This is a genomic window from Clostridium sp., from assembly GCF_050717535.1.
GTDB lineage: Bacteria > Bacillota > Clostridia > Clostridiales > Clostridiaceae > Clostridium_AD.
This window is the reverse complement of the sequence record NZ_JBOITM010000081.1, coordinates 1-22,793: the sequence shown is the minus strand read 5'-3', so window position 1 is coordinate 22,793 and position 22,793 is coordinate 1. Positions and strand designations below refer to the sequence as shown.

General features: G+C 32.5%; 19 protein-coding genes. 11 read left to right on the top strand and 8 right to left on the bottom strand.

Going from position 1 to position 22,793, the window contains the following annotated elements; translation table 11 throughout:
• Position 1 precedes the first annotated feature (1 nt).
• Positions 2 to 943, top strand: a complete 942-nt coding sequence (locus ACREVU_RS16575) for an ABC transporter permease (RefSeq protein WP_431552767.1) — start codon at positions 2 to 4, stop codon at positions 941 to 943.
• A gap of 87 nt (positions 944 to 1,030) precedes the next feature.
• On the opposite strand, the gene proC is transcribed toward ACREVU_RS16575, so the two are convergent.
• The 7 genes from proC to iscB all read right to left on the bottom strand — a co-directional run bounded on the left by proC (position 1,031) and on the right by iscB (position 12,701).
• Complete coding sequence (proC, locus tag ACREVU_RS16570; protein ID WP_431552713.1) at positions 1,031 to 1,837, bottom strand: pyrroline-5-carboxylate reductase; 807 nt, start codon at positions 1,835 to 1,837, stop codon at positions 1,031 to 1,033.
• 21 nt (positions 1,838 to 1,858) lie between these two features.
• Positions 1,859 to 4,234 carry a trans-4-hydroxy-L-proline dehydratase gene (gene hypD, locus ACREVU_RS16565; RefSeq protein ID WP_431552712.1) on the bottom strand — a complete coding sequence of 792 codons (2,376 nt, stop codon included), beginning with the start codon at positions 4,232 to 4,234 and terminating at the stop codon, positions 1,859 to 1,861.
• Positions 4,235 to 4,240: 6 nt separating this feature from the next.
• Entirely contained in the window at positions 4,241 to 5,143 is a 903-nt protein-coding gene (locus ACREVU_RS16560; RefSeq protein WP_431552711.1) for a trans-4-hydroxy-L-proline dehydratase activase, read from the bottom strand.
• 94 nt (positions 5,144 to 5,237) lie between these two features.
• Positions 5,238 to 7,946, bottom strand: coding sequence for a peptidoglycan D,D-transpeptidase FtsI family protein (locus tag ACREVU_RS16555; RefSeq protein WP_431552710.1), 2,709 nt, complete (start codon positions 7,944 to 7,946; stop codon positions 5,238 to 5,240).
• Between the two features lie 200 nt (positions 7,947 to 8,146).
• Entirely contained in the window at positions 8,147 to 10,114 is a 1,968-nt protein-coding gene (locus ACREVU_RS16550) for a sensor histidine kinase (protein ID WP_431552709.1), read from the bottom strand.
• A 157-nt stretch (positions 10,115 to 10,271) separates the two neighbouring features.
• On the bottom strand, positions 10,272 to 11,399 hold the full coding sequence (locus ACREVU_RS16545) for a M20 metallopeptidase family protein (protein WP_431552708.1): 1,128 nt from the start codon (positions 11,397 to 11,399) through the stop codon (positions 10,272 to 10,274).
• Between the two features lie 78 nt (positions 11,400 to 11,477).
• Entirely contained in the window at positions 11,478 to 12,701 is a 1,224-nt protein-coding gene (iscB, locus tag ACREVU_RS16540) for an RNA-guided endonuclease IscB (protein ID WP_431552707.1), read from the bottom strand.
• A gap of 485 nt (positions 12,702 to 13,186) precedes the next feature.
• Here iscB and ACREVU_RS16535 point away from each other — a divergent pair, with 485 nt between their 5' ends.
• The 10 genes from ACREVU_RS16535 to ACREVU_RS16490 all read left to right on the top strand — a co-directional run bounded on the left by ACREVU_RS16535 (position 13,187) and on the right by ACREVU_RS16490 (position 21,906).
• Complete coding sequence (locus ACREVU_RS16535) at positions 13,187 to 14,344, top strand: ABC transporter substrate-binding protein (protein WP_431552706.1); 1,158 nt, start codon at positions 13,187 to 13,189, stop codon at positions 14,342 to 14,344.
• A gap of 64 nt (positions 14,345 to 14,408) precedes the next feature.
• Positions 14,409 to 15,287 carry a branched-chain amino acid ABC transporter permease gene (locus ACREVU_RS16530; protein WP_431552705.1) on the top strand — a complete coding sequence of 293 codons (879 nt, stop codon included), beginning with the start codon at positions 14,409 to 14,411 and terminating at the stop codon, positions 15,285 to 15,287.
• Positions 15,288 to 15,298: 11 nt separating this feature from the next.
• Positions 15,299 to 16,201, top strand: a complete 903-nt coding sequence (locus ACREVU_RS16525) for a branched-chain amino acid ABC transporter permease (protein ID WP_431552704.1) — start codon at positions 15,299 to 15,301, stop codon at positions 16,199 to 16,201.
• 2 nt (positions 16,202 to 16,203) lie between these two features.
• Positions 16,204 to 16,992 carry an ABC transporter ATP-binding protein gene (locus tag ACREVU_RS16520; protein ID WP_431552703.1) on the top strand — a complete coding sequence of 263 codons (789 nt, stop codon included), beginning with the start codon at positions 16,204 to 16,206 and terminating at the stop codon, positions 16,990 to 16,992.
• 1 nt (position 16,993) lies between these two features.
• Positions 16,994 to 17,704 carry an ABC transporter ATP-binding protein gene (locus ACREVU_RS16515; protein ID WP_431552702.1) on the top strand — a complete coding sequence of 237 codons (711 nt, stop codon included), beginning with the start codon at positions 16,994 to 16,996 and terminating at the stop codon, positions 17,702 to 17,704.
• A gap of 236 nt (positions 17,705 to 17,940) precedes the next feature.
• Entirely contained in the window at positions 17,941 to 18,186 is a 246-nt protein-coding gene (locus tag ACREVU_RS16510) for a hypothetical protein (protein ID WP_431552701.1), read from the top strand.
• Positions 18,183 to 19,112, top strand: coding sequence for a Sapep family Mn(2+)-dependent dipeptidase (locus ACREVU_RS16505; protein WP_431552700.1), 930 nt, complete (start codon positions 18,183 to 18,185; stop codon positions 19,110 to 19,112). The genes ACREVU_RS16510 and ACREVU_RS16505 overlap by 4 nt, the downstream gene beginning before the upstream one ends.
• A 31-nt stretch (positions 19,113 to 19,143) precedes the next feature.
• On the top strand, positions 19,144 to 20,304 hold the full coding sequence (locus ACREVU_RS16500; RefSeq protein WP_431552699.1) for a DUF819 family protein: 1,161 nt from the start codon (positions 19,144 to 19,146) through the stop codon (positions 20,302 to 20,304).
• Positions 20,305 to 20,376: 72 nt separating this feature from the next.
• Positions 20,377 to 20,703 carry a DUF3870 domain-containing protein gene (locus ACREVU_RS16495; protein ID WP_431552698.1) on the top strand — a complete coding sequence of 109 codons (327 nt, stop codon included), beginning with the start codon at positions 20,377 to 20,379 and terminating at the stop codon, positions 20,701 to 20,703.
• A gap of 126 nt (positions 20,704 to 20,829) precedes the next feature.
• Complete coding sequence (locus ACREVU_RS16490; protein WP_431552697.1) at positions 20,830 to 21,906, top strand: dipeptide epimerase; 1,077 nt, start codon at positions 20,830 to 20,832, stop codon at positions 21,904 to 21,906.
• Between the two features lie 100 nt (positions 21,907 to 22,006).
• Here the strand turns inward: ACREVU_RS16490 and ACREVU_RS16485 are convergent.
• Positions 22,007 to 22,793, bottom strand: a 787-nt coding sequence (locus ACREVU_RS16485; protein WP_431552696.1) for an amino acid permease, incomplete at its 5' end; no start/stop codon positions are given.

Below are 22,793 nucleotides of genomic sequence, written 5' to 3'. Positions count from 1 at the left end.
GATGATAAATTTAGTTCGTAATGAAAATATGAAGCTTTCTCATAGTATAAGTACGTGGATAATGATGGGAATATTAGTCCTTATTATAGTAGTAGCTGGTCTTTTTACTAGATTTACAGGTCCTCAGGTAGCTAAAAGTGATTGGAAAGCAGATCTAACAATTCAAAACCAAGCTTATAAGCAAGATTTAACTAATCCAGAGTTGTCTGAAGTGGAAAAGGACGGATCCTCAAAAATATTACAAACTAATGAATATAGGCTTAAAAATGACATTGAACCAGTGCAAAGTAACTCCTTATGGGGATTTGTAGAGGGAATGGGTGGTGTGATTTCACTAATTGCTCTTTTTGCAATTGTAATGGGCGGTAAAATAGTAGCCAATGAGTTTTCCGAAGGCACGATTAAACTGCTATTAATTAGACCTTCAAAGCGATGGAAGATTTTGCTCTCAAAATATATTTCTGTTATTGGGTATACTCTTTTAATGCTTTTAGTGCTTTTTATAGTGTCATTCCTTCTTGGAGGAATATTATTCAGCTTTAGTGGTGCAGGTACACCATTCCTTACAAATTCAAGTGGTAAAATTACTGAGGTTAATATGATAGTACATATTGTGCAGCTTTACGGACTTAAGTCTATTAACTTAATTATGATGGTTACTTTAGCATTTATGATTTCTACGGTTTTCCGTAATAGTGCAATGGCTACAGGAGTTGGAGTTTTTCTTTTAACTGTAGGAAATGTAATAACTATGATACTTACTAAATATAATTGGTCAAAATATATATTATTTACGAATACAGACTTGAATCAATATATTAGTGGTGAGCCATTAGTTAAAGGTATGACAATGAAATTCTCAATTATTGTACTGATAGTTTATTTTATAGTTTTTAATGTTATTTCATATATTGGTTTTACCAAAAGAGATATAGTAGCTTAATGTTAAATTAAAAATAAATTTTATAAAACATAAAAGTTAAGGTGCCACGATAAACGGCACCTTAACTTTTTTATGTTATATTCTTAATTATTTAGATAATTCAATAGATTTTTGAGTTGTTTTTCTAACGGCTGAAATAACTGCATTTCTAAAACCATTTTCTTCAAGTGCAGCTACACCTTCTATAGTAGTTCCACCTGGAGAACATACCATGTCTTTCAAAACACCAGGATGTTTTCCGGTTTCTAGTACTATCTTAGCAGATCCTAGCACAGCTTGAGCTGCAAAAGTGTAAGCCTTATCTCTTGGCATTCCATCTAGTACTGCTGCATCTGCCATGGATTCAATAAACATGTATACAAAAGCTGGAGATGAGCCACTGACACCAGTTACCACATCCATTAATTTTTCATTAACTATTTCTGCTTTTCCAAAACTTTCAAACATAGTAACTATTTCAGAAAGTTCTTCATTTGTTACTATTTCATTAGGGCAAATTGCAGACATTCCTGCGCCAACAAGTGCTGGAGTATTAGGCATTACCCTAACTATTTTAAGCTTTCGGCCAAACATACTTTCGGTACCACTAATAGCTTTTCCAGCTGCAATAGTAACTATTATTACATCTTCTTTAACTTGATCCTTTATTTGTTTTATTACAACTTCATATAGGTTGGGTTTTACTGATAATACAATAATATCAGAAGTTTTAGCTACCTCATTATTATCTGTAGTGGTTTTAATACCATATGTTTGAGCGGTTTCAGCCAAACTAAGTTCATTTAAGTCACTTACAATAACACTGCTAGGCATTACTAAATTTGCATTTAATATTCCACCAATCATTGCCAGGCCCATATTTCCGCATCCGATAAGTCCTATTTTTTTATTCATAATGTACCTCCATTGTTTTTTTTAACAGCCACATCCTCCAAAGGATTGATCTGTTCTTCCAATTATCTCATCTTGAAGCACTTTGTCAAGGTTGTTAAAGTAATCACTGTATCCTGCAACTCTTACTATTAGATCAGTATAGTCGTCAGGATTTTTTTGTGCAGCCAGCAGTGTATCGCGACTTACAATATTAAATTGAATGTGGTGACCGTCTAATCTAAAATATGATCTTACCAAATTCGCCAAATTATTTAAGCCTTCTTCACCTTCTACAACAGCTGGTGTAAACTTTTGATTGAGTAATGTCCCTCCAGTTTTTAAGTGATCCATTTTTGCTGCAGATTTAAGCACTGCAGTTGGACCGTTTATATCTGCACCCTTGTCAGGAGAAATACCTTCAGATACTGGCATGTAGGCTTTTCTTCCATTAGCTGTAGCTCCAATAACTGATCCAAAATAAACATGACAGGTGGTAGGAAGCATATCTATTCTGTATTCTCCACCTTTTCCATTCTTTCTTCCAGTTACTTCATTATAGTAGGAATTGAATATTTCTCTCATAACGTCATCAGCATAATCATCATCGTTACCATATTTTGGAGTTCTGTGTTTTAAAAGTTTTAGTATATCTTCATGACCCTTAAAATCATTTTTCATTGCTTTTATTAAATCATTCATAGTGACATTTTTATCTTCAAATACATGTTTTTTTATTGCTGTAAGTGCATCAGTAATGGTGCCTATACCAACACCTTGAATATAGTTAGTATTATATCTTGCGCCTCCAGCATTATAATCTTTGCCCTTTGAAATACAATCGCTGGTTAATACTGAAAGGAAAGGCTCTGGCATAAGTGTTGCATATAATCTTTCAATAACCCTATTTCCTCTCATTTTTATATCAATAAAGTATTTTAACTGTTTTTTATAAGCTTCAAATAATTCATTGTATGTTTCAAATTTTGATGCTTCTCCAGTTTCAAGACCTAATCTTTTTCCAGTCATTAAATCAATTCCATTGCTCAGAGTAATTTCCATTACTTTAGGTAAGTTAAAGTAGCCTGTTAAAATATAAGCTTCTTTTCCAAATGCACCTGCTTCAACACATCCACTAGTACCTCCACACCTTGCATCTTCTAATGATTTGCCTGCATTAACAAGTTCTTGAGTGACTGCATCAGAATTGAACATTGATGGCTGACCTAAGCCTTTTCTGGATATGGCGCAAGCTGTTTTTACAAACTTTTGAGGGCTCTTTTTACTTATTTGTACATTTGAACTTGGTTGTAAAAGCTGCATTTCATCTACTACATAAAGAAGAAGGTAACTTACATCATTTACTCCGTTAAGGCCATCTGCTTTAACTCCACCAATGTTTATATTTGCAAAGTCAGTATAGGTTCCACTTTCTTTTAAGGTTATACCAACTTTAGGAGGTGCTGGTTGGTTGTTAAACTTTACCCAGAAACATTCTAAGTATTCTATAGCCTGCTCTTTAGTTAAGTCTCCATTTTGAATCTCATTTTGATAAAAAGGATTTAAATGTTGATCAAGTCTTCCTGGATTGTATGCATCCCAAGGGTTTAATTCAGAAATAACACATATATGAGCAAACCAATATATTTGGAGAGCTTCTCTAAAGTTTCTTGGAGCATGTGCAGGAACGTGGGAACAAACTTCAGCTATTTCTAAAAGTTCTTTCTTTCTTGTTGGATCTGATTCTTTTTCGGAAAGTTCCTTTGCATAAGAACTGTAGCGATGTCCTAAAATGATTACAGAGTCGCAAGCTATATCCATTGCTTCCAATTGATTTTTCTTATCAAGAGCTTCGTCATCATTATAATAGTCAAGCTTTGAAATAGCCTTCGCTATGTCCATTTTAAAATCTAAAAAGCCCTTTTTAAATATTTTATCATCGCCACTAGTATGTCCTGGGCCTCTTTGCTCCATGAATTCTGTAAATATTGCAGCTGCATAGCAGTCCTTCCACTGCTCAGTCATGTTTTCAAGTATTCTGTATCTCATAGATTTCTTTTCAAAAGCAGGTATAATTAAATCCTCTTGAATTTTTCTACTTTGTGCATCAACCTTAAAAGATATTCTATCCCTAGCATCCATAACATCAAAATCATGCAAGGTATGGCAACATAATTCTGGATAAGTACAAGTTGAAGCAGGTTCTTCTCCTCGTTCACCAACAATTAATTCACCATCATTAATGCAAAGTTTCTTTTTTAACATAATTTCTTTTAAAACCAAAGCACGAAGAACTGGGATGGAAACTGTGCCTTCATATTTTTTGTAAACTTCATCAACTATTATGGCTCTTTCCATAGAAATGTATGGGATGGCAGTTATACTTTGCTGCCTTAATTTCTTTACTCTTTCAGTCATCATAATACACTAACCCCCTATATTTATTTTTATCCCAGCATTTTTAAATTTTTCTACAATTTTATCTATAACTTTATCAGTTGGTTTTTCTAGTCCTGATAATTTATAATCCATATTAAGCCTTCTGTATTTGTCCATTCCCATTTTGTGATAAGGGAGTAAATCTACCTGTATTATATTTAGCTTTGATAGAAACTCAACTGCTCTATCAATGTTTTCATCATCATCATTTATGCCAGCAATTATTGGCATCCTTATATAAATATTGCTACCACTTTCCGAAAGTTTTTTTAGATTTTCTAAAATGAGGTGGTTTTCCACTCCTGTATATTTCAAATGTTTTTCATTATTCATATGTTTGACGTCAAATAAAAATAGGTCTACTTTATCAATTATTTTTTCGAATTGTTCCCAAATAGCATAGCCACTAGTATCGATTGTGGTGTGTATACCTTTATCTTTGCAAATTTCAAGCACATGGTTTAAATAATCGACATGCATCAGTGGTTCTCCACCAGAAAATGTTACTCCACCATTTGATTCTTCGTAAAATATTTCATCTTTAATTATTTCACTCATAAGTGCCGATGCTTTTATATCGTTTCCCACAAGTTCTTTGGCATTGCTAGGACAAAAATCACTGCACTTACCACAAAGAGTGCATTTGTTCTCATTAGTCACAGGGTATTTTTCTATAAGGTCTATTGCTTTTGCAGGACATACGTTAATACATGAGCCGCAGCTGGTACATCTTTCCTTAAAGAACATAATTTCAAAATTAGGGTTTTGGCTTTCGGGATTATGGCACCATGAGCAATTTAGTGGGCAACCTTTAAAAAAAATTGTTGTGCGAATTCCAGGACCATCATGAATTGAATATTTTTGAATATTGATAATAGTAGCTAAATCCAAATATTTCACCTCCTAATAAATTTATTTTTAAAAAGATTTGGTTGTTTTTAGTAGTACGGTAATCATGAATTTTACGATTATAAATCAATTACATTTAGTTAATACGTTTTAATTTTATGTCATACTTATTTTTATACTCAGCCATCCTAGGATCATTTTTAAAATAACTCTCGTACATACCTGCAGCAACATCGGCAGAACTACTACCAAACCCACCGTCAAATATAACTACGGATATTGCAATTTCAGGATTATTAGCTGGTGCATAGCCTACATACCATGAATAATCTCCTCTACCAATTTTATTTTGTATAGTAGTATTAAATTGTGCGGTACCTGTTTTACCGCCTGTAGGTATAGGAAAAGCAGCAAGTGATTCAGCAGTACCACCTTCACCTGTAACGTTGTTCATACCTCTCATAACTAAATCTCTTGTTTCTGCACTCATATCAACTTTATTTAAAACCTCAGGTTTTGTTTGGGATATTAACTTACCATTAAAATCCTTTACGTTATCAACCAAATTGAGCTTGTATCTTGTTCCGCCGTTTGCAATGGTTGCTATATAATTTGCCATCTGAAGAGGTGTGAAAGTGTCCATTCCTTGCCCAATAGATGCTAGCAATATATTGGATGGTCTACTTAAAGAAGCATACCCTTCCTGAACTGCCTGGTATTGTACTTCAACTAGAATTGATTTAAGGTTAGCAGCTGTAAATTTTTTACCTTTATACAGGGGATCAGTTGCAATTAATTTGTTAAACAAGACCTCGTAGTTAGTCTTTGAAAAGGTTCCGTTTTGTACAGAGTCTTTTATTTTATTTTTAATTTCGGCCTTAATGTCAGAGAGTTTTTTATCATTATAAACGATAAGATTATCTCCTTCTCTATCGTATAAATCTAATGGTGGGAATTTTGCATTATCACTAGAACAAATTCCTTTAGTTAAATCTTCTTCAATATTAAAAAGATATTGGGAAGCGGATATGGTTTTTTGAGATACTGTATTATATACTTGCCCAAAATTTTCATTTATCTCTATTCCTGTACCGGGTTTAACTGCTTTAGGATTAGCTCCTAGTCCAAACATCCATGCATATTTAGCTAAAATATCGTCGCCATACTTTTCTCTTAATTTCTGACCTACATTCATGAAAAATGGGTTGCTGGATTTTCCTATGGCCTTTACTACGTCTACAACACCTTGTGAACCATCTGTCTCGAAAGAATTCCAAAATTTACCGTATATTTCATCTTTACCAGTCATATCATAACCACCTTTATCATCATAGGTGGAATAAGCATTTATAACTCCAGTTTCAAGACCTGCAATTGCAGTCAGTGGTTTAGCAGTAGAACCTGGTGGAATGAGGGACATAGTTGCATAATTATATAAATGTTTTGGATAGTAATCGAATTTATCTTTTCTAATTGTGGTATTTCCAGTAATACTTTTGTCTATTGGGAACATATAATCAATTAAATCTTGTGATTTTCCTTGTGATTTTGCCATGGTTTCATAGTCTGGATTAAAATATTTTTCTGATTGAGCCTGGGTTAATCCTTGGGATGTGGAAAAATCATTTGGGTTGTACCCAGGCATGCTAACAAGTGATAATACGTCACCAGTATGGATATCTATGGCAACGGCTGCCCCCCTTGTAGCATTTGATGAATTTACTTTATTTGTAATTTCTTGTTTTTGTAAGTTCTTCATTACTGTGGTTAAAGCGTTTTCGGTGGCATACTGTAGATTTGCATCTAATGTAAGTTGAATATTATTTCCCGGAGTTGCTTCTTTATTAGAAGCACTATCCTTGGAAGTAATCTTATCGTCAATGATAATCTCTTTTTCACCGTTAACTCCTTTAAGGCTGCTTTCCATTGCAGATTCAATTCCAGATGTTCCAACAAAATCGACACTTGTGTCATAACCCCTTGCGGAATATTTAGCTGTATCAGCAGGACTTATTTTGCTTATATATCCCAAAACTGAAGAAGCAAGCTCTCCATATGGATATTGTCTCAATGGTAGATTTTCTATCTTAAATCCAGGTAACAATGCTAGACTTTGCTCAAGTATAAGAGAAGTATCTTTTTTTATATTAGTCGCTATGCTAATGGATTTGTATGGAGTATAAAAATTCAACTTTATAGCATCTTTTACAATTAAATATCTTCTAATTAAACTTGGAGTTGTTTTTATGTTCAAACTTGAAATTCCTTTTGTTATGCCATATTCATTAAGAAGGTATTCGTATATTTCCTGGGGGGTTAATTTCAAAAGTTCATTATTAAGGGCTGTAATTTCTAAGGTTGTTAAATCGTCTTCTTTTTTATTTTCAAACTTATTTTTTAATATATCAGCTTGAAGTCCTCTATCTTTTAGAAATCTCAACAACATCACTTGTATTGAAGCAGGATCACTTGAACTAAATTCAAATCTATATGGATCAATCTTTAATGGAAAACTATCAGTCTGAGCCTCTTTATTTTCATCTAAGATGCTAAATACTTCTTGTAGATTTGAAAATAATTGCTCATTTGATTTAGTAGTGTCTGTGTATGTAAGGTTATAACCAGGCGTTTCATTTGCAAGGGTTATTCCATTTTTATCTGTTATAAGCCCCCTTGGTGCCTCTATTGAAATTTTATGAGTATTATTAGCAATAGTAGCCTTATCCTTGTAATATTGTCCATTATATATTTGTAAATAATATAATTTTGCAACTATTGCTGAGAATATAGCTATCATAATTATAAGTAGAGAGTTGTACCTATTAAATTTTTTTCTTTTTTTCATTTTATCACCACTTTAATCTTTCATATTATTTTTGTAGACTTCATTTAATACACCTATATCAACATTATACATTGTATTCAACTAAAATAAAATTTAAATAAATGTAAATAATATTAATAGCTATATTGTTAATATTTAACAATATAGCTATTAATCTATTTTTAAGTGAATTATTTTTGTGCATTGGAGAACAATAAATATTATGTATAAATATCAGAAAACTCAATGTTTATTGTTTGAAGCTCGCTTTTTATGCTTTTGTCTTCAATTGAATTATATGGTGCTGTTACTATTTTACTTGGCAATTCTATTGTGAATTTGCTACCTTTTCCTATTTCACTTTCTAAGTTAATTTTTCCACCATGTAGTTCAACAATTGATTTAACAAGGCATAGGCCTATACCACTACCTTCAGCATTTCTAGATAGGGATTTATCCACCTGCTTGAATCTTTCAAATATAACATTAAAATAATCCTTTTCAACTCCTATGCCAGTATCCTTTACAGATATTTCCACATTGCCAATATTATCATGTATATTTACGAATATCCCATCGCCAGGCATTGAAAATTTAATTGCATTGGAAATAAGATTTAGCATAACTCTTTCAATATTAGTAGAGTCACAAGCAATAATTTTTTCTTCTATGTCAGTATCAAAAACAATTTTTAATCCTTTATTTTCAACATATTCCGATACAGATTGAACAACTTCTTCTATAACACTAACTATATTTTCGTTGGACATATGTAATTTAAAAAAACCAGATTCAATTTTGGATAAGTCAACTAGGTTATTAACTAGTTTTAATTGCCTATTGCAGTTTTGGGTTATAACCTTAATATACTTTTCAAGCTTATCTTCATTTTCTATTAGTGAATTATCTTTTATGAATAAGCCAAATAATTGAGTGGTACTAAAAATAACATTTAAAGGGGTTTTAATCTCATGGGAAATATTTATAAAAAATTCCTCTTGCATTTTCAAACTCTTTTCCAGTTGAAGTTTAGCTGTAGTTTCTTTAGTTATGTCAAGTATAATTGCGATTACTTGCTGGATATCACCCTCAAGTCCAAGTATTGGCTGATATAATACATTTACAAATGTTTTTTTCCCAAATATAAATAACTCCTTATATGTTATATAGGATGTTTCTTTTTTATCTTTAATCATTTGGAAATGATAAAAAACATCAGTTTTATCAAATTCAGTAATGATATCTCCATAATTTTGACCTTTAACAATATCAATAGAGTTCATTTCAGGATTTAATCCATTTATAATATTTAATGCCTTTTGGTTAATGTCTGTAATATTAAAATCAGGATAGGATAATCTTATAAATGGTAAATCCAATGTATCTATGGTCTTGTGGAGAAGGTCAAATTGACTCTGAAGTATTTTTTCATGTAATACAGTTTCTGTAACGTTATTCCAACATTGTATTCCTGCAATAAAATTTCCCTTATCATCATAAATGGGAACACCGTTTATATCATAAAAAGTAATGCTGTCATTAATTTTCATGATCCTATATCCTAATATTTTTTCGCCTCTTAATATCCTAAAACCTGGCATATCATTAAGTTTAATTAAACTCCCCAAAATGTCGTAGTAGCTATTTTCTTTAAGACTATCTCCTATTTTACTAAAATTATGGAATGTAGAAGGAAATATATCCCGAGCTGCCCGATTAAATTTAGTGTAGTTACCATTCTTATCAGAAATGAACATGGCCTCAGCTATATTTTCAATAATTGTATTTAATTTTTCGTTACTTTCATATATGTTTTGCTCTAAATCTCTTTTATTACTAACATCACGGCCAGCTCCATAGATAATTTTCTGATTCCACTCAAATTTCATATTCCATGAAATCAATTTGAAATTACCGTTTTTGCACTTATATCTAAATTCTAAATTTATAACATCTTGTAGTTTTTTATGAGCTAATAATAATGTGCTTTCTAGGTTGGCTCTATCTTCTGGGTGTATGATAGAAAATATATTTAATTCATGTACTTCATCATTACTATATCCAAAAATTTCATTAAAAGCTGGGTTTGAGTATTTAATTTTACCAGCAAAGGATAAGATACATAAAATTTGTGGTGTTAAGTTTACTAGGTTTTTATAATTTTCTATATCTAATGTTGAATTGTCCAATAATGTTTCCTCCCAAAGATAATAAACTTTACTAATTATTAATAACAACAGTATGTTTTCTTTTCAATTAAACTCTCTTTATAAGTTTATCACTATCTACTGGTTTTAGAAATAACTTTTAGAAAGTAATAAGCTGATTTTTGCATAATCTATACTTTTATTTAAACTTGGCAATGTTATAAAAAATATCTACACCTGTTTTAATAATACTATCAGGAAAATCATAATTGGCGGTATGAAGTTGAGGTTGTAATTTACCATCTCCCAGTCCAAACATTGCGCCCTTTATATTTTTCAAATAATAGCCGAAATCTTCAGACCATCTAAAAGGATATTGAAGTTCTTCATATATATAACCATTATTTCTACATACATTTAATATTTTATTAATGCATTTATCATAATTTCTTGTCTCTGGGAATTCATCGGAATAACTTATCTTGAAGTCAATTTTATGCTGCCTGCAACACTTCTCCACAAATTTTAATACGTTATTTTCAAGTTTCATTAAATCTGCTTCATTTTCTCCTCGCAATGTTAACAAAATCTCACCGGTGGCTGCAGCTGTTCCAAAAGCTCTTTCTCCAATATTTATATTTACGATAGTGCAAAGCACCATTCCACTATATATATTGGACTTAGTACTATTATTTAAAAATTTAATAATGTCAGCAGCGGCATCGGAGGGGTTTATACCAAACTCTGGATAAGCTGCGTGAGATGGCTTTCCCTTTAAATTAATTATAATTCCTTTTGAAGCACAAGCAAACACATTCGTTTTATAAAGTAATGTTCCAGTCTCATATCCAGGAATATTATGGAGCGAATATATTTCATCAATTTTATTTTCTTGTAACAAACCATCTTGAACTATTTTCATAGCACCTAGGCCTACTTCTTCAGAAGGTTGAAATATTAAAAAAATATTTTTATCATCTATCGGGTTTTCCTCTATGTCTAGGGCCAGGCCTGCAAGTATTGAACAGTGACCATCGTGACCACATTTATGAGCTGCACAGCTGTTATTGGATTTATATTCTATATCGGTTGTTTCTGTCATAGGAATAGCATCCATATCGGCTCTAAAGGCAATATTCGTGAAATCTTTATTCACTATTTTTTCGGCAATGAAATATCCATCTTTAACAACTATATTGAAATTAGTATTATTTCTCAGGAAATCTATTAGTATTTCCATAGTTTTATTTTCGTGTCCTGAAATTTCAGCATTTTCATGAAGTTTATGTCTTAAATTTATGCACATAAGCTGATTATGATCATTCATAATGTTTGAGGCTGGATACTCGTGACTTCAGTCATGAGAGGAATGCCCAAACCTTGCATAGGCACTCCAATAAACAGCCTATCTCCTTTCCCATAATAAATTTTTGCGTATTTCTAAAATATTTAGTTTTTTAAAACTCGCACTCCTATGAACTTTAGTTCCATCTAACCTTCTTAAATCAAAATACCCTGTACTTCGTCTACCAAATATAAAACATTCTATACCTTCAAATTGAACTTTATCAAACAATCTAAAATCTTTTACTAAATAAAGCGCTTGATTAAGCTTCTTAATTCCACCCTTTAGAATGTTAGCCTTATGAATTTGCCTATTATGTCTTCTAACTTGTTTGATATAATAGTAACCTTGTAGTCTTTTTACTAGTGGATTACCTGTAATGCATAGTGCGTCAACTCTATGCTCTTTAGGCAAATCATTTATTATTCTTGTGTTTTTGGTGATATAACCATAAGTCAAACTTACATTAGAATACAACTTTTTTAGCTTATTATAAAAAGCCCACCGCATTATCCCCATAAATGCTGCATCTCTAAATGATTGACCGCGTTTGAGATTAAGTTTTAGTTTTCCTTTGTGATAGTCATTATGACACTCTTCACAAAGTGTAATTAAATTTTCCTGACTATTGCCACCTACTTTCCGTGATTCTATATGATGTACATTAAGTATTTTGTTGTTACATCCCTTTCTGCCTTTACACTTATGACCATCTCTAAAGAAAACATATTCTCGTATATTCCAGAATCCTAGACCAAATCCTTCTTGGTATTCTTTGCTTTCGATAGTTGGATTTTTAATCTTTTGTATATCAAAGCTTGCTACCTCAACTATAATTTTGCTAATAGGTAACAACTTATGGATTCTGTTTACTATTTTTAAATGAGTATCTATTTTATTTTCTATTGATGGAGCTAACCACCCTTTATTAATACTTCCTACCCTATTTAGAAACCTAGGCTTTCGGTACCTTAATCTATTTCGCCTTGTTCTTCTATTTTGCCTACGGGTAGATAATAAATTTACTATATCGTTTCTGAGCTCAATTTCTGCTGAAAAGACTTCTTTATTTTGTGTTACTGCGGATATTCCAATATATTTACTCCCTGCATCTACACCCAATATTATTTCTTGTTTGCTTTCTCCTGTAGCTTGTAATAGTTGAATTGTAAATGGTGTTCTTTTTACTATTTTAGCCTTACCTTGCCTCAGCAATAATCTTGCTTTTCTAGTACTGCAAGGCATTAATGGTCCACTTCTTTGATTAATCACGAATACACTCATGTTTCGTTCTCCTTTCAGAGTTAATTACCCTTAGACAATGTTGTAAAGGCTTGTTAGGTATAGCACACCGCTTCTTACCCTTGGAGCTTTTAATACTATACGATAGAGCTATAAACTAGGATAAATATTCGTAGGTATCATAACCTGAACAACGTAGCTTTCGCTTAGTCTAGTCACCTAAGACATCAGAGAATTTCTTCTCCATGCCTACGACTTTAGTCGTGGGTTAGTTGACTGTCATTCACCCCTTTGTAATGTACTAAACTAGATTATCATTATAATAGGTCATTTTAAATATTTTATCAACCTTTATTGATTTTCATGTTGATTGTGTAAAATGTGAAGAATACAAGAGGATTATTTAATGAAAATTCATTTTATTTTCAAGTGTTTAGAATAATGTTGAATCTATAACAATATACTTAGTAAAAATGTATATAATTACTTAAATTGTAAAAATGCAAATAGTATAAGGGGGAATAACTTTGAAAAAGAAAGCTCTTGCTCTATTAATGACAAGCATCTTTATTTTATCACTTGGATTAACAGGTTGTGGGAATACTCCAAAGGCATCAGACAAAGTGAAAATAGGTTGGATTGGTTCACTTTCCGGCGATCAAGCTGTATGGGGAATTTGTGAATCTAATACAGTTAAAATGGTTATTGATGATCTTAACAAAGCGGGAGGCCTACTTGGTAAGCAAGTGGAACTTGTAGCTTATGATACAAGAGGAGATGCAACTGAAGCTGTTAATGCTGTAAAAAGGTTAACTGGTCAGGACAAAGTTATTGGCATAGTAGGACCCAATGCAAGTGGGCAAGCAATTCCAATTTCATCAGTACTTGAAGAAATGAAAGTACCTGACATTGCTACTGTTGCTACAAACCCAAAGGTTACAATTGTTGATGGTAAAGTTAAACCATATAACTTTAGAGTTTGCTTTATAGATCCTTATCAGGGAGCAGCCGCAGCAGGATATGCTTTTGACGTACTAGGGGCAAAGAATGCAGCTATTTTATATGATGTAGCAGATGATTATTCACAAGGACTTACTCAGTTTTTTGAAAAAACATTCACGCAGAAAGGTGGGAAAATAGTAGCTAAAGAAGCCTTTAAAACTGGGGACGTTGATTTCAGAGCGCCACTTACAAAAATAAAGGAATCTAACCCAGACGTAATTTTTATGCCTTATTTCTTTAAAGAAGTTGCGTTAAGTTCAAAGCAAGCTAGAGAACTTGGAATAAAAGCTACCTTAATGGGTGGAGATGGCTGGCCATCAGAACAACTTATATCCATGGCAAAGGATGCCGTCGAAGGTTCATATTTTGTCAATCACCTTGATTTTAATGATCCTGATGTTGCTGATTTTAGGGCTAAATATAAAACTACCTTCGGAAAAGATGTTGAGCTTAATGGATTCCTTGCATATGATGCCACAAATATGTTAATCGACGCGGTTAAAAGAGCAAATACTTTTGATACAACAAAAATAACAGCTGCTCTTGAAACTACAAATATGAAAGGTATTACAGGAAAGATAATTATAGGGAAAGATACACACAATCCAGAAAATAAAGATGCCGCTATTATAAAAATAGTAAATGGGGAATACATTTTTCAACAGAAATATGCGGTTCATTAAATTTCAATAAAGTGGGGTTCGCCCCACTTTAATTTATAATAAAATAAAGTAGGGAGAGATTAGGATGACAAATTTTCTGCAACAACTTATAAATGGATTATCAATAGGTAGTGTTTACGCATTAATGGCTGTTGGATATTCACTTGTTTACAGTATAATGAATTTCTCTAATTTTGCCCATGGTGGAGTAATTATGTTTGGAGCTTATTTTGGTTATTTTTTTATAACACTTTATAAACTTCCTTTTCCAGTGGCATTTATAGCTTCAGGCTTAAGTGCTGGTATTCTTGCAGTTGTTATTCAAAGAATTGCATATAAACCACTAATGGATAGAAAAGCTCCTTTTCTATATTTTATAATTTCAGCAATGGGTGTATCTATATTTCTTGAAAATATAGTTGTGGCAACTATTGGACCTACTTTTAGGACATACCCACCTGTTTTTTCAGCAATACCAATAAAAATAGGAGCTGTAAATATTGGAAGAATTGATTTGATGATGTTTATAATTTCTGCATTTTGCCTTGGATTTCTAATATACCTTATTGATTTTACTAAAATCGGAAAAGCAATTCAGGCAACTGCTTATAATATGAAGGCAAGTACCTTAATGGGAATTAATGCAGATCGTATTATTATAATTGTATTTGCTGTAGGTGGTATTTTAGCTGGACTAGCTGGTGTATTATTTGGAATGAAATATACTGTTTATCCTCAAATAGGGAATATAACAATAAAATCATTTATTGCTGCGGTATTTGGAGGCCTTGGGAGTATTAAAGGTGCTGTCGTAGGTTCAATACTTTTGGGCGTTATAGAAACTATTACTTCTGGATATATATCATCTCAATATAGGGATTTAATAGCATTCGCACTTCTTATTTTCATACTTATAGTAAGGCCAGTTGGTCTTATGGGTAAAGTAACTGAAGATAAGGCATAGGGGGGCTTTTAGTGGATTTAAGTTGGTACTATTTAAAAGGAATTTTAATGTTTGCAGGTATAAATATGATTCCAGTTTTAGGCCTTGCACTTCTAACGGGCTTTACAGGACTATTTTCTTTTGGAAATGCAGCATTTATGTCTATTGGTGGATATACAACTGCATTTATGATGATAAATCTTAGAATACCCTTTATTCCATCATTGCTTGTGGGTGGTATTTTTGCATCCATAGGTGCATTAGTTATTGGTAAATTTACTTTGAAATTAAAAGGTGATTATTTTTGCATTGCTACTCTGGGTTTTGGTGAAGCACTTAGACTTATATTAGATAATTTTCAATATTTCGGTGGAGCTCGTGGGTGGGCAGGTATTCCATTAAAAACAAATTTAACAACTGTAATTGTTATAGATATTATAGCCGTTATAATTATGGCAAACATTGTACGGTCAAGGCAGGGTAGAAATATGATAGCCGTACGCGAAGAGGAATTAGCATCTCAAGTAATTGGAATTAATGTATTTAAAACTAAAATGATGTCATTTATAATAAGTGCATTTTATGGTGGAGTAGGTGGAGGGCTTTTAGCTTCTTATCTTGGATTTCTTCAACCTAAAATGTTTGCTTTAACAAAGTCCACTGAGCTTATAATTATAGTTATATTTGGAGGACTTGGAAGTATCAGCGGTGGTGTAATTGGAGCTTTAGTTCTTATTATACTTCCAGAATTATTGCGTTCCTTTGCTAATTGGAGACTTGTAATTTATGGAGTTGTTGTTGTGTTTATTATGATTGCAAGACCGGAAGGATTAATTGGAGGAAAAGAAATAACATTTAAAGGTATATATAATTTGTTTAAAAAAATTAGAAGGAAAAGCAAAAAAGACTTAGTCACCAAAGAAGGAGGCAGATAAGTATGACTCTTCTAGAAGTTAATAATTTGACTAAACAATTTGGCGGTCTAACTGCTGTTAATGATGTTAGTTTTAAAATAGGTAACAATAAAATAATGGGGCTTATAGGCCCAAATGGAGCAGGAAAAACCACAGTATTTAACCTTATTACAGGAGTATATAAAATTACCTCTGGATCGATTATGTTTAATGATAGTGATATTCATAATAGAGAGACTTATAAAATTGCAAATGCTGGAATAACAAGAACCTTCCAGAACATTAGACTTTTTAAAAAACAAACGGTTTATGATAATATTTTAACTGCATGCCATAACAATTCTAAATACACCTTGGCTGAAGCCATATTGTTTGGATCAATGCCTAAGTCTTTGGTTAAAAATACGAGATTTGCAAAGGAAGAAAAAATGCTTAGAGATGAGGCGGAAGAACTTATGGAAATGATGGAGCTTACGTGCAGAAGAGATTTTGTGGCAAATAATCTGCCTTATGGACTTCAAAGAAGACTTGAAATAGCAAGAGCTCTTGCAGCAAGGCCAAAGCTTCTACTTCTGGATGAACCAGCGGCGGGAATGAATCCTGATGAAACAGACAAGCTTATGGGACTCATTGGAGAAATAAGAAATAAATTTAAAATCTCAATTCTTTTAATTGAACATCATATGGATTTGGTTATGGGGATCTGTGATGATATTACAGTTTTGAATTTTGGCTGTGTTATTGCACAGGGGAATCCATTTGAAATTCAAAATAACCCTAAGGTTAAGTTTGCATATCTGGGGGGTGAATAATATGCTTAAAGCAGTGGATTTAAATGTTTTTTATGGTGGAATACATGCTCTAAAGGGAGTAAGCATTGAGGTGAATCAAGGTGAAATTGTTACAATAATTGGTTCTAATGGTGCTGGAAAATCTACACTCCTTAATTCCATATCAGGATTTTTAAAACCAAAGTCTGGTGAGATAATATATAAGGAAGAAAAGATTCTGCCAATACCACATAAAATAGTTAAAAGGGGAATATGTCAGGTTCCTGAGGGAAGGCTTATTTTCGCTAACCTAACTGTGGTTGATAATCTTAATTTGGGGGCATATTTAAGAAAAGATAACAAGGGGATTGCAGAGGATATTGAAAAGGTTTTTACCCTTTTTCCAATACTTAAAGAAAGAGAAAAACAAATTTCAGGCACACTGTCAGGTGGAGAACAGCAGATGCTTGCTATGGGCCGTGGTCTTATGAGTAATCCTGATATAATATTGTTGGATGAACCTTCTCTTGGACTTGCCCCACTACTTGTCCAAACTATATTTGAAATTATTATAGATATACAAAAAATGGGCAAGACAATTCTCCTTGTTGAACAAAATGCATATAAAGCACTTCAAATAGCAAGTAGAGCCTATGTACTAGAACAGGGCATAATTACACTTGAAGGAGCTGCAGTGGAGATTGCATTAAATCCTAAAATTCAGGAGGCTTATTTAGGTAAAAGTAAAAAGTAGGGAATTTATAGGAAATGTGTTTAAAAATTGACTTTTTTGTATTTTCAGTATATTATGTAGGAAAGAGAATAATTGATTTTAAATTACTGTTTTGTTTATACAGATGCCTAAAGCATTATCGTAAATAAAACCCAGTGAATGAGTACATTTGCTGGGTTTTTTGTTTTTTGAAATTTGTTAGACTCTAAAGATAGTGGAAAAAGCAATTTGTACTTAAAAATTTGAGGGGTGATTTTATGACATTGGATGAGAAAATATTGGAACTTAAAGATGAAATATTAAAAGGTGTTGAAGAGTGCATAAAGACTAAAAGTGTGGAAGATGCACCAAAAGAGAATATGCCCTTTGGAGAGGGAGTTCAAAAAGTATTCCAGTACAGTTTAGATCTTTCTAAAAAATTAGGATTTAAAACTGTAAATCTAGATAACATGATAGGATATGTAGAATATGGCGAAGGTAAGGAAATGATTGCAGTGCGTTGACATCTAAATGTGTAAAGCATTACAGGGATATAGGAGAAGAACTGCCGACCGCAGGTTTTACACCAGATGCTGAATATCCAATTATAAATGGAGAAAAAGGAATAGTAAACTATAAATATCGGAGAAAATTAAATCAGCAAGGTGAATTTATTCTTAAGTCTATTAATGGGGGAATTGCACCTAATGTAGTTCCAGAATATGCAGAGGCACAGGTTATAATTCCTAAGTCTAGAATAGCTGAAGTTAAAAAATTAGCACAAGGTGTAGAAGAGATAAAATTGGAGGAAAAGGAAAATTGTTTATTAGTGAAATCCTTTGGAATTTCTGCACATGGAAGCAGGCCAGATGAGAGTAAAAATGCAGTGAGTCACCTTTTATTGTTTTTGGGTAAACTAGATTTTGTAGGTAGTGTCAGAGAATTTTTAAGCTTTATGAATGAAAATATAGGCCTTGATACAGAAAGAAGAAAGCTAGGTATATGTCTGGAAGATGAAATGTCTGGTAAGTTTGTATCCAATCTAGGGATGCTCATAGGGATCGAAAAGGAAATAGATATTTCTATTAATATGCGATACCCTGTGACTAAAAAATATGAAGACTTTAAACATGTATTTGTAAATAAAATGAGAGAAGGAAAAATGGAAGAGTTGTCAACAAGACATAAGAAAAGTCTTTATGTGTCTCCAGATAACCAGTTTATTAAAAAACTACAAAAGGTTTATGAAGAAAAGGTAGGTGAGAGAGCAGAATTAATATTTATAGGTGGAGGAACTTATGCAAAGAGCATGGGGAATATATTAGCGTTTGGACCTATATTTAAAGGACAACCTATGCTTGAACATAAGCCAGATGAATATATAGAAATAGATTCACTAATGAAAAATGTTCGAATAATGGCAGCAGCTATATATGAATTAGCAAACTAATGATGTTAACTAAATTTAAAGGAGGAAAAAAATGATTACAAAAGGATTTACGTATGTTGCATTTCTTCTATTCTTTGCAGGTATGATTGTACTTGCAGAAAAAAAATCAAAGTCAAAAATTTTCAACTATATTCCTGCTATAGTACTGCTGTACTTTACAGCCATGCTACTTTCAACTTTGGGTATGTGGCAAAAAACCGATTCAATAACTGCGGTTTATAAAGGTTTAAAGGATAATTTGCTTCCTGCAATGATATTCCTTATGCTTTTAAGATGTGATATGAGGAAAATATTAAAATTAGGACCTAAAATGTTGATAGGATTCTTTGTGGCAACTATAAGTATAATGCTAGGTTTTATAATTACGTACGGAATTTTTAAAGGATTTTATGAGGTAGATACTTGGAAATCATTTGCAGCTCTTGCAGGAAGCTGGATAGGTGGAACTGGAAATATGGTAGCTGTCCAAGGTGCACTTCATATATCAGATTCAAAACTGGGATATGCTTTACTTATGGATTCAGTAAACTACTCTATATGGGTAATGTTATTGCTATGGTTAGTTTCATTTGCTCCTAAATTTAACAAATGGACAAAATCAGACACGAGTGTAATTGATGAAATAGGGAAAAAATTGAATGCAGCCCAAGAAAATATAAGAAAAGAAATAGAATTTGCAGATTTAATAATATTGCTTGGATTAAGTTTATTTGTTTCTGCAATGGCTCAATATTTTGGTGGTATGCTTCCACAAACTGTATTTTTGACAGGAACTACATGGACGATTCTTATAGCTACCTTAGTTGGAATACTACTAGCTATGACACCAGTTGCAAAGATACCAGGATCTACACAGCTTTCTAATATTATGCTTTACACTATAGTTGCGCTTATAGCATCTAGAGCAAATTTTGCAGAACTTACACAGGCTCCTATTTATATAATATCAGGATTCTGTATACTGGGGATACATTTTGTAATTTCAGTTATAGCTGCTAAGATATTTAAATTGGACTTGTTCACTATTGGAGTTGCAAGTCTTGCAAATATAGGGGGTGTTGCATCAGCACCAATATTAGCTGCTGCATACAGCGAAGCACTAGTACCTATAGGGATTTTGATGGCGCTTATGGGATATATTGTAGGAACAGGAGCAGCACTTGTGGTAGGTAAAATTCTTTCTATTATGTGATGTATATTACTAGAATAGTGCACGCTTAACAAATAAGTTAATATAACGTATAATATATTTTGAGGTGGTTTTGTGTATAACAAAAATACAATATATGTAGTTGGTAATGCTAAAACGAATACAGATAATGCTATAACTAATCAATTCAGTTCTTTTTTTATAGGGTTTGTGGCAGATGCAGATACAGGTGAAATAATTGATTTAAGTTGCTCATCCACAATAAGAACAACAGATGATTTTATAAAATCACTTTTAATGGGAAAAAGCTTAAAAATATTTGACTGTAAATTAGAAGAAGAAATAAAAAAAAGATATCATGGTTCATCTCAAAGAGCTATTGTAGTTGCTTATAAAGATGCTGTGAAAAAGTACGATGAAGTAAAACTTAGACAATTTTAAAATTACTGCTTTGTTTAAAGTGAATAGGGTCACACCTAGCTCAAAGTAAATGAAACCCAGTAAAGGCAAACCTATGGTTCTGTTTTTACTGGGTTTTTATTATATAAAATTTAAGGAGGGATATTTATGAAAATAACTGATATAAAAATAAAACGAATTTCTGTTCCACTTAGAACACCATTTAAAACTGCATTACGAACTGTACACAGTGTGGAAGATGTTATAGTGGAAATACACACTGATACAGGCAACATAGGGTTTGGAGAAGCCCCACCAACAGGAGTTATAACAGGGGATACCACTGGTTCTATAATAGGAGCTATCGAAGATCATATAAAGAAAGCCATAGTAGGTATGAAAATAGAAAATTTTGAAGATTTAATGCTAAAATTGCAAAACTGTGTTTTAAAGAACACTAGTGCAAAGGCTGCAGTTGATATAGCATTATATGATTTATATGGGCAGTTATATGGAGCACCACTATACAAGTTGTTAGGTGGGCATAGAAGTGAAATAGTAACAGACATAACTATAAGTGTAAATGATCCAGAAGAAATGGCAAAGGATAGTTTAGATGCTATAAGTAGAGGATACGGTACTTTGAAAATAAAAGTAGGAAAAGATTCTGCAAGGGATATGGAAAGAATGAAAGCAATAAGACAGGCTGTAGGTTACGATGTTAATCTTAGAATTGATGCAAATCAAGGCTGGAAGCCAAAGGAAGCAGTAAATGTTTTAAGAAAAATGGAGGATGCAGGACTACAAATTGAGTTTGTAGAACAACCAGTTTCAGCCCATGATATAGATGGATTAAAATTTGTAACAGATAATGTATCTACACTTGTTTTAGCTGACGAAAGTGTGTTTTCTCCTATGGATGCACTAAATATTATGCAGAGGAGAGCTGCAGACTTTGTAAATATAAAACTTATGAAAACGGGTGGGATATATAATGCTCTAAAAATATGTTCCTTAGCAGAAATATATGGAGTTGAATGTATGATAGGATGCATGCTTGAGGCAAAGGTTAGTGTAACCGCCGCTGTGCATTTAGCTTGTGCAAAGAGTATTATAACTAAAATTGATTTAGATGGTCCTGTACTATGTAGTGAAGACCCAATAAATGGAGGAGCTGTATTTAATGAATCTAAAATAACACTTACCGAAGCGCAAGGACTAGGGATAAAATCTATAAATTATTAGAAAACCAAAATGATAAAAAAGTGACATCTGCTTACATTACAGATGTCACTTTTTTATCATTTATGATTAAATTTAATTTAAAAAAGGCATATTCTATTATTTATTTATTTACATATTTTCTTTCATAGCTACTATACATTATCCATGCAACTGCAGCAAAGAATATTGGTCCAGCTATACTCCAAAGTGTTGTTTGTAAATCTCCTGCCAATGCCGGTTGTAGAATTGAGAAGAAATTTGCAAATCCAACGGTGAACATAACTACAACTGTAAATATTACAGCACTTTTGTATGTCTTAAACATTTCAAAAGGTTTGATAATATCTGTATTTTTCTTGAATGGTATGAAAGCATATGCTATAAACATGTATGGAAGAGTCATAGCTACATTAGTCATTGATACTAATATTTTGAAGAATTTTGCCATGCTATTTCCACCGAAGGCTATAAGAACAATCATAACACATACAATTGCTGCTTGAACCCACATAGCATTTTGAGGTATTCCGTCTTTCATTTCTGCCATTTTACCAGGCCATAATTTAGCTGGAGTACCTTCAATTATTTGTTTTAATGGAGAAAACATTAATGCGAAAAATGCACCTGCGAGTGTTAAGAACATTGAAAATCCAAAGAATCTAGCTATCCCATGTGACATTGCTAGGCTAGTAGCTTGACTTGCACCAAATGCTTGACCTAGAGCATATCCTAGATTACCCATTACTACATAACTAGCATTACCTAAATTAACAGTCTTGTCACCCATAACAGTTGCCCAATTAGTAAATACACCAACTAGGAATATTCCAATTGAGTATCCAATTGAGATAACTGCTGCTGAAATAACTATACCCTTAGGGAATGTCTTTTCAGGATTTTCTGTTTCA

Bases quoted from the DNA above. Each gene is read 5' to 3' on its own strand.
- ACREVU_RS16575 (WP_431552767.1), top strand. From the start codon at position 2: ATGATAAATTTAGTTCGTAATGAAAATATGAAGCTTTCTCATAGTATA.
- proC (WP_431552713.1), bottom strand. From the start codon at position 1,837: ATGAATAAAAAAATAGGACTTATCGGATGCGGAAATATGGGCCTGGCA.
- hypD (WP_431552712.1), bottom strand. From the start codon at position 4,234: ATGATGACTGAAAGAGTAAAGAAATTAAGGCAGCAAAGTATAACTGCC.
- ACREVU_RS16555 (WP_431552710.1), bottom strand. From the start codon at position 7,946: ATGAAAAAAAGAAAAAAATTTAATAGGTACAACTCTCTACTTATAATT.
- ACREVU_RS16545 (WP_431552708.1), bottom strand. From the start codon at position 11,399: ATGAATGATCATAATCAGCTTATGTGCATAAATTTAAGACATAAACTT.
- iscB (WP_431552707.1), bottom strand. From the start codon at position 12,701: ATGAGTGTATTCGTGATTAATCAAAGAAGTGGACCATTAATGCCTTGC.
- ACREVU_RS16530 (WP_431552705.1), top strand. From the start codon at position 14,409: ATGACAAATTTTCTGCAACAACTTATAAATGGATTATCAATAGGTAGT.
- ACREVU_RS16520 (WP_431552703.1), top strand. From the start codon at position 16,204: ATGACTCTTCTAGAAGTTAATAATTTGACTAAACAATTTGGCGGTCTA.
- ACREVU_RS16515 (WP_431552702.1), top strand. From the start codon at position 16,994: ATGCTTAAAGCAGTGGATTTAAATGTTTTTTATGGTGGAATACATGCT.
- ACREVU_RS16510 (WP_431552701.1), top strand. From the start codon at position 17,941: ATGACATTGGATGAGAAAATATTGGAACTTAAAGATGAAATATTAAAA.
- ACREVU_RS16500 (WP_431552699.1), top strand. From the start codon at position 19,144: ATGATTACAAAAGGATTTACGTATGTTGCATTTCTTCTATTCTTTGCA.
- ACREVU_RS16490 (WP_431552697.1), top strand. From the start codon at position 20,830: ATGAAAATAACTGATATAAAAATAAAACGAATTTCTGTTCCACTTAGA.